The following is a 7,501-nucleotide window of genomic DNA, read 5'->3' as shown; positions in this document are numbered from 1 at the left end:
AAGGTCTACCACCAAGAGTTGCAAGGTCTACCACCAAGAGTTGCAAGGTCTACCACCAAGAGTTGCGCGAAGCTCTCGTAAAATCGAATCCCTAAAATATATATATATAATAGATATATATATAAGAGCTGACGGCGGATCAGCTCTTTTGCTTATAGACTTCAAACAACTGCTGCAGAAGGTTTTCGTTATAAGGAGATAAGAAAACTCCAGAACATACAATGCGAAGCAGTTCTACGAGAAGATCTGATAACTGTCGATTTTTCTCTAAATCAGATTCGAAAAATCTTTGATTATCTTTACTTCTAGATGAAGGAAGAAGTTGGTCCATAACCCGGATAGCAGATGCATTGGACATTCCACAAACTTTCCCTATAACAGAGACTTTTGTTTTTAAGTCTCCTTTCCTAGCAGCTAAAATATATGCAGACTTATACGGGATTGATTGGAACTCTTTCTGCAAAGTTGTGCTTGGTAGACTTATGAAAAGTTCATAATAAGCCAACGCATTATAGGCGGATGATTTAGTCCTGAAAACTAAATCTAGCCAAGATGAAAAGGTTGTTGAAGAGAAACAACTTTTACTTAGTATCTTTCTCGCATTGTAAATCTTCTCTCCAAGAAGGAGCACGTGTTGTTTTTGAATAGCCTTTATTTGACTTGTCAGAAGTTTTACTGACAAAACATCTTCTTGGTAAGATTCTTCATCTGATAAATTCTGAGTCTCAGACAAAAAAAGCCGATCCAGACTCTGGTTTTCCTCCGAATTTAAAGAAGTTGAAAACATCTCAATTGAAGAAACCTTTTTCTTAAAGTCTTGAGAAACGGATTCCTGATTTTTTTTAAAAAAGACGCTAGCTTCCTTTTCCAGTTTATTCACAGTGTCCTCTGGGAAAAGTCTTGTTTGTGTTTAGAATTTAAAAGAGCAGATATTTCGTGTGTTAAATTCAGAATATCTGTTGCAGCTCTTGAAGTTGGATATACATTGATCACAGAATCCTCTTTAAGAAGGGAACGACTCAAAGAAATATCTCTGCGTATTTTTGTTGAAAAAATCTTATTTTCGTAAATTGACTCAATGATATCTATGTACGTTTGATTAGTCGAACTCCGGTCATCCCAAAAAGATAGTGCTACCCCAAGAATATGTTCTTCCTCAGGTTTGCCTATAGAAATTAAAAATTCTCTAATTTTCTGCAGCCCGAGAATAGAAAATGGCTCAGGAATCAAACATACGATTAGTTTGTCTCCTGCAATAAAGGCTTCTTTTGTTAATCCACCAAGACTAGGTGGAGTATCTACTATGCACACATCATATAAAGGCGAACAATACTCATCTAAAAACAGCCGTAAATTGCTGCTTGGGATGCCATTTGTAGAAAATTCTCTAAATTGTTCTGACAAAAATGATGCAGGGATTATGTCTACCCCAGTTTTTTTTGTTTTACAAATTATTGATTTTAAATCATTTGAGGCACACATCACTTCGTGAAGGCCTTTATGGTTGCCTTCGATGCTAGCCCCCAATCCAGATGAGAGATTTGATTGGGGATCTAGGTCAATTAGAAGTACTCTCTTTCCTAAAAATTGAGCTAAATTACACCCTACATTCAGGGAAAGTGTTGTTTTTCCTGTCCCACCCTTAAAAGAGCAAAAAACTAAGGTTTGCAAAGTGTACTCCAACGTTAGAGTAAAACATCTATTCTGCCTTAGAAAACATGTCTTTTCTAGACAGAATAAGCATAATCAACGCTTTTTTTAGCTTTAAACTGTTATCCTCTAATTTTTCAAGAACGGGGGAATCTGGAAATAATTCCAAAGACTTTTCTATTTGTTGTAACAAGCCTAAAATTAATGAAATACTCTTGTGGTAGAGTTCTAAGGGTGAATTTAAAAAAGTAACCCTTTCCTTATTCACCCGTATTTTCAAGTCTAGCTCGGGGAAATCCTTTTCTACATCTTTAACAATTTTAATAAAATCGTTTCTCAGTTTTCTTTTGTTTTGCATAACAACCCCCGTAATTAGAACTGTTTCTTCTAAATATAAAACCGATAAGAAAATTCCAATAAAATTATTTAAGTGTTTTTTTGAGGTATCACCTCCAAAAAAGAAACGTTAGAAGTATTTGTTATTCCAAGAATATCATTACCATTGGATAGAGCATTAACCCATACAACTCCGCTCTCTAATCCTCCTATTCGTAATGAATAAGTTGTGGGTGTCGATCCGGAATTAGTAACACAGGTTTTTAAGCTACATAAATTGGGCACACCAGAAGAATAGCCATAGCTAATCGCACATGGTTGTGTATCTCCTTCTTTTACTAAGGCTAATACAACTCCACCTTCCATTCTTGATGCAATGATATCTGCAGAAACTAAAAACATGCTTCCAGAACTTCTAGGAGTTACTGTAAATCTACCTATTTCTGTTCCTCCTAATAAAGTTGTTACATTGCTAGATGTGAATAGGCCGTTACATTGAATTTTCCCAGTGATTTGGAAGTTATAGAAAGCCTTCAACAATCCTAGAGAAGGGTCCGAGGTAATCTTATCTATAATGTCCTGTACAGCACTCTCAACTATGGATCCTGTGATTCCATCAAAGATTTGGTCGCCAAGCTTATCTAAAATAAGTTGGTACGCTTTTTCAGCATCTAATCCAATATTTACTGAAGAGTTAGCTTGAGCATTGTTTGTTATTGTTAAGGATATCCCTTCAGAAGCTGTTATTTTTGCTGCGACAGGAGTTGTCGATGTCCCAAGTATTATTTGTTGATCTGTAAGAGGTTCTGTCATTTGCCCAACTTTAATATTGTCGGCAAATACACAGTTGCTAGTGTTATGCAAATAAAAACCAGAATTTCCCATTTTAAAAACTCTTTTTATTTTGAGCTTTAAATAAATTTGGTTTTTAGTTTCAAGTTTTGCTATTTTTTAATTAAATTCTTGCTCGAATTGATTCATTTGTTCTTTTGATTTTCTTGTTATTTCTTCAAAGCGTTCTTTGTTTAAATACAAGATCTCTTTTTTAGACAGCTTAGATGCTTCTAAGAACTCTACTCGTTTCCGACTAGATAACCAACCTAGTTGAATAGCTATTTCAACACATTTATCAATAGCCATTTCAATTTTTTTCCAGTTTCTTGTGCTGATATATCGATTCATCCTTAAAATATACGCAAGGCTTTTAACGTTAACATTCAGAGACAAGTTTTCTGGCCAAGAATTCTCTTTGGTCAATTTTCTTTTCTTTTTGGCAGATGCAGTAATTATCCAATCAATAAAGGTGTAAGCATATCTTGATGCGTTTGGGAAACGCATTTTTATTTCTTGGTATACGTTCGCAGGCTTGACTACGAAATAAGAGTCTATTTGATCTACCAAGATGGGACAAGGTTCTACAATGAATCCTTTATGCTTTCGTGTTGATGGTGAATTGAATGGTGTTACATCAATTTCTGTATTTTCTTCATCAGTTAGACCTTCCCATCCTTCGTAAATTCTAATAATAGGCGAAAGGGTTTGATAACGATCTAAAATAGGCGTCCCATTATTCCATCGAGTTCTGGTTGCCACTATCAAGAAAGGTTGATGTCCTAAATGATACAGAGCCTCTAAAGCTGTTTCAGATTCTTTCCCACTAAATTCGTATTTGTTTCTAGATGTTTTGTATCGTTTTACGCCGTAAGCTTCTAAGAACTCTGTTTTTGTAAATCTAATTCGAGGAATCCAACCTTCGAATTGGAAGCTGTTTGATTCTCTTGATAATACAACTCCTTTTGTATTCCCCTTATAATTTGTAGCTGTAAGTAATCTCTGGATAGCAGCTAGTGCGTGGTAATGAGAAGAAAGAAAGTCAAGACCTATGACTTCTACTAAGCCATTTTGAGCTAACTTAGGAGATATCTTGATTAATTGACCTGGTCTTCTACCAAACTTCTGATTCTCAAGATGAATAGGACTTCTAATGAAGTGACAGTTGCTATAATTTACCATACTTTTTTAATAGCAGAGAACTTACTTGTTTTTGGATCGAACTGTAATACAGTAGAGAAAACCGATCCATGTCTATTTTTACCCACTGTTATTTCACAATTAGGAGAAGTTTCCTTTCTATTGATGAACAAAATTACATCTGCATCCTGTTCTATTTGACCGCTATCTCTTAGGTCTGACAGCATAGGAACTTTGTTTGCTCTATCCTCGACTTTTCTGGATAATTGAGACAAACAAACTATAGGAATGTTTAGCTCTGCAGCTAACCCCCTTAAAGTTCTAGATATATCTGCTATTTCATTTTGTCGATTTTCTCCAACAGATGAGTTAATAAGTTGTAAGTAATCGATAAAAATAACGTCGACACGATCATCTCGTTTTAACAAACGAATTTGATTCGCTATCAAATTGAGCTTATATTGGTTGTCACTACAAATATAAAGATGAGAATCTCTTATAGTATTTCCTGCTTCTTCAATGCAAAAAATCTCTTCTTCAGATAGAGAGCCCCTTTGTAATTTCTCTCCAGATACCCCTGTTAAGTTAGAAATAATTCTTTCAACTATTTGCCCTGCACTCATTTCAAGAGATAAAAAACCAACTCTACGTCGTTGATGGATAGCAATATTGATAGCTATATCAATAGCGAGTGCGGTTTTCCCTATAGAAGGCCGAGCTGCAATTATCACAAAATTGCCGTTCGCTAAAATAACCCCTTTACTATCAATATCTTGATATCCGGTTGGCAAGCCGTCATAAAATGAATCATTATTCTCAGAATAAGCCGCCCTTCTTTTTTTTATACGAGCTAATACTCCGAGTTCTGCTTGAGAAAAGATATCATAAACAGATCGTCCTCTAACGCTACGAGTAGAAAAAGTTTTTGCGATAGTTCTGTCGAGACGATCTTTTATGCGGTCTAATAGTAAAAATGGTGATCGTCTCAATGGATTTTCGTTATATTCATTAAACGAACGAAAAATGAAATTAGTTAAATTTTCTTCAGCGCTACATACACTTAAGTCATCTAAAAGAACCGTATGCGAAATAGGCCTGAGCTTATCGTTAAACATGGCATCATGTAACATTATACCGAGATAAGACTTATCTATATCTTTGACACGCCTTCTTAACAGCTCTTCCCAAGCTGAATCTACAGTTATTGGCAGAGCGTTGTCTTTTAAGTGTTTAAAAACAATGAATATGTTTTTATGGCGAGAGCACTTGAATTCGTAATTAACAAGTTGCCTAAGAATGTACTCTGTACAGTCTTCAAATACCAAAGCTTTTCCTAGTAACGCATACTCAATATCTTGCATGCGGTTTTCTATTTCAGAATTAGTTTTCATGCTTTTCTAAAAAAATGCAGCGCGTGCTATCCTAATGATAACCTGATTATTTCACTAATCAGGACATTTGCGTTTAGGTTATATCACGAGGAATTTCGTGGGTAAAGGGATTTTATCTTTGCAGCAAGAAATGCCATTAGAATATATCGGAAAGTCTTATCAGGAAGTATTAAAAATCCGACAAGAATCTTACTGGAAACGCATGAGAAGCTTCTCTTTATTCGAAGTTATCATGCATTGGACTGCATCACTAAATCAGCATACTTGTAGATCTTACCGAGGCTCTTTTTTAGCTTTAGAAAAGATTGGGCTATTGTCTTTAGACATGAATCTACAAGAATTTTCTCTTTTGAATCATAACTTGATATTGGATGCAATTAAAAAGATTCCATCGTCAAAAGCTTCATGGACAGAAGGCACCAAACAAGTTCGTGCAGCTAGTTATATCTCTTTGACTAGATTTTTAAACAGAATGACTCAGGGAATTGTTTCTATCGCACAACCTTCTAAACAAGAAAACAGCCGAACATTTTTCAAAACCAGAGAAATTGTAAAAACAAATGCAATGAATAGATTGCAAACAGCTTCTTTCTTGAAAGAACTAAAAAAAATCAATCCCAGAGATTGGTTGATCGCCCAAACTATGCTGCAAGGAGGTAAGCGTTCTTCTGAAGTCTTAAGCTTAGAGATCGATCAGATCTGCTTTCAACAAGCAACTATCTCTTTCTCCCAGCTTAAGAATCGTCAGACAGAAAAGAGGATTATTATAACTTATCCTCAGAAGTTCATGCACGCTCTAAGAGAGTACATTGGGCCACGAAGAGGTTTGGTCTTCGTAACTAGTTCTGGAAAAATGGTGGGGTTAAGACAAATTGCCCGCACGTTCTCTCAAGCAGGACTGCAAGCATCTATCCCATTTAAGATAACCCCTCACGTGCTTAGAGCAACCGCTGTGACAGAGTACAAACGCCTAGGGTGTTCGGACTCCGACATCATGAAGGTCACAGGACACACAACCGCAAAGATGGTATTTGCGTACGATAAATCCTCTAGAGAAGACAATGCCTCAAAGAAGATGGCCCTAATATAATCTACAGTTGCTTTTGAGGGCAACTAAATGGATATAATTTTAATTATATCACAATATAGTTGGTATATTTGCGACAGAAGAGTTCCCGCCAGAACAAACATAAGAACACAAACTTTGCTTCGAGGAAAGACAAGAAACTCGCATAATTTCTTCATCTCTTAATCCCATTTGTTTCAAATGAATCAACGCGCTAGCTCGAAGCACTCTGGGAGTGATTTTAGTTGTCATTGCGCTCCGAAGCGCTGCTATTTTAAAATTATGCACTACTTGACTTGTTGCAATGGGAGATCCATCCTCAGAAATAAACACACGCCCATTTCTTCCACCAACATAATCTTTCAATTCTTTCATCAAACTGAAAGGAAACGTAATAGGGATATTAATCTCTTTATTTTGTCTTTTTTTAATCCGAAACGAAATTTGATTAGATGCAAAAAAGAGATCCTCCATGCACAAAGATAAAATCTCGTCTAACTTCCTAATGCCTTGCACAATTAATTTGCCAATTAGATAGTCTCTATAACTCACCAAACGAAGCGCTTCAAAAAATACCGTCCACTCCTTCTTAGAAATCGAAACTGTTTTGACTCTATCTCTAATTTTAAAAAATGTAGTGTTACCAAAGTCTTTTAAAGGAATAGCAGGATTAATATACCCCTTAGTCAATCTGTACAAAAACTTAGTAAATGATATGTAACAAGCAGCTCTGGCTTGTTTAGAAGCTTCTGAAACAGGTTTCCCATTAAAAATGGTTAGAGATTTGATCTTAAACAAAGACTCGCTGTGATCAAAGGAAATGGCGTTATCTAAGGTTTTGGTTAAATCCAAAACCTTCAGAGAAACTAAAAACTTAATTCCAGATGCATAATTCTTTCTAGTTAGCGGGGACAACGTTGACAACCAAATTTCCGAAGCTTCTCCAAAAGTTAGGAATAGCCTACTTCTGTGGTAAAATTTTGAGTTCATCTTTTCTTAAACAATATGACTCTGATTCAGAGTCTCAAGAGTTTATTTTTTTTTTACACAAAAGTCTATCCCGACTAAGTCTACCACCAAGAGTTGC

The 7,501-nt window shown here is 35.7% G+C and carries 8 protein-coding genes; 1 reads left to right on the top strand and 7 read right to left on the bottom strand.

What is annotated here, in order from left to right; translation table 11 throughout:
• Window positions 1-139: 139 nt before the first annotated feature.
• From TC_RS04735 to TC_RS04710, 6 genes are all read right to left on the bottom strand, one after another.
• Window positions 140-880: a CT583 family protein gene (locus tag TC_RS04735; RefSeq protein ID WP_010231991.1), complete on the bottom strand. Its 741-nt coding sequence runs from the start codon at window positions 878-880 to the stop codon at window positions 140-142.
• A complete protein-coding gene (locus tag TC_RS04730; RefSeq protein WP_010231990.1) occupies window positions 877-1,671 on the bottom strand; it encodes a ParA family protein in 795 nt (264 codons plus the stop codon). The genes TC_RS04735 and TC_RS04730 overlap by 4 nt, the downstream gene beginning before the upstream one ends.
• A gap of 28 nt (window positions 1,672-1,699) precedes the next feature.
• Entirely contained in the window at window positions 1,700-2,008 is a 309-nt protein-coding gene (locus TC_RS04725; RefSeq protein WP_010231989.1) for a Virulence plasmid protein pGP4-D, read from the bottom strand.
• A 68-nt stretch (window positions 2,009-2,076) separates the two neighbouring features.
• On the bottom strand, window positions 2,077-2,871 hold the full coding sequence (gene pgp3, locus TC_RS04720; protein WP_010231988.1) for a virulence factor Pgp3: 795 nt from the start codon (window positions 2,869-2,871) through the stop codon (window positions 2,077-2,079).
• Between the two features lie 66 nt (window positions 2,872-2,937).
• Window positions 2,938-3,999, bottom strand: a complete 1,062-nt coding sequence (locus tag TC_RS04715) for a Virulence plasmid protein pGP2-D (RefSeq protein WP_010231986.1) — start codon at window positions 3,997-3,999, stop codon at window positions 2,938-2,940.
• On the bottom strand, window positions 3,993-5,348 hold the full coding sequence (locus tag TC_RS04710) for a replicative DNA helicase (RefSeq protein ID WP_010231984.1): 1,356 nt from the start codon (window positions 5,346-5,348) through the stop codon (window positions 3,993-3,995). Before TC_RS04710 ends, TC_RS04715 begins: the two co-directional genes overlap by 7 nt.
• Window positions 5,349-5,445: 97 nt before the next feature.
• On the opposite strand from TC_RS04710, the gene TC_RS04705 reads away from it, so the two are divergent.
• On the top strand, window positions 5,446-6,438 hold the full coding sequence (locus TC_RS04705) for a site-specific integrase (RefSeq protein ID WP_010231981.1): 993 nt from the start codon (window positions 5,446-5,448) through the stop codon (window positions 6,436-6,438).
• 48 nt (window positions 6,439-6,486) lie between these two features.
• On the opposite strand, the gene TC_RS04700 is transcribed toward TC_RS04705, so the two are convergent.
• Entirely contained in the window at window positions 6,487-7,404 is a 918-nt protein-coding gene (locus tag TC_RS04700) for a tyrosine-type recombinase/integrase (protein WP_010231978.1), read from the bottom strand.
• Between the last annotated feature and the right edge of the window lie 97 nt (window positions 7,405-7,501).

The organism is Chlamydia muridarum str. Nigg (assembly GCF_000006685.1).
Lineage (GTDB): Bacteria > Chlamydiota > Chlamydiia > Chlamydiales > Chlamydiaceae > Chlamydia > Chlamydia muridarum.
This window is presented reverse-complemented; position numbering and strand designations above follow the sequence as displayed.

Bases quoted from the DNA above. Each gene is read 5' to 3' on its own strand.
- TC_RS04725 (WP_010231989.1), bottom strand. From the start codon at position 2,008: ATGCAAAACAAAAGAAAACTGAGAAACGATTTTATTAAAATTGTTAAA.
- pgp3 (WP_010231988.1), bottom strand. From the start codon at position 2,871: ATGGGAAATTCTGGTTTTTATTTGCATAACACTAGCAACTGTGTATTT.
- TC_RS04715 (WP_010231986.1), bottom strand. From the start codon at position 3,999: ATGGTAAATTATAGCAACTGTCACTTCATTAGAAGTCCTATTCATCTT.
- TC_RS04710 (WP_010231984.1), bottom strand. From the start codon at position 5,348: ATGAAAACTAATTCTGAAATAGAAAACCGCATGCAAGATATTGAGTAT.
- TC_RS04700 (WP_010231978.1), bottom strand. From the start codon at position 7,404: ATGAACTCAAAATTTTACCACAGAAGTAGGCTATTCCTAACTTTTGGA.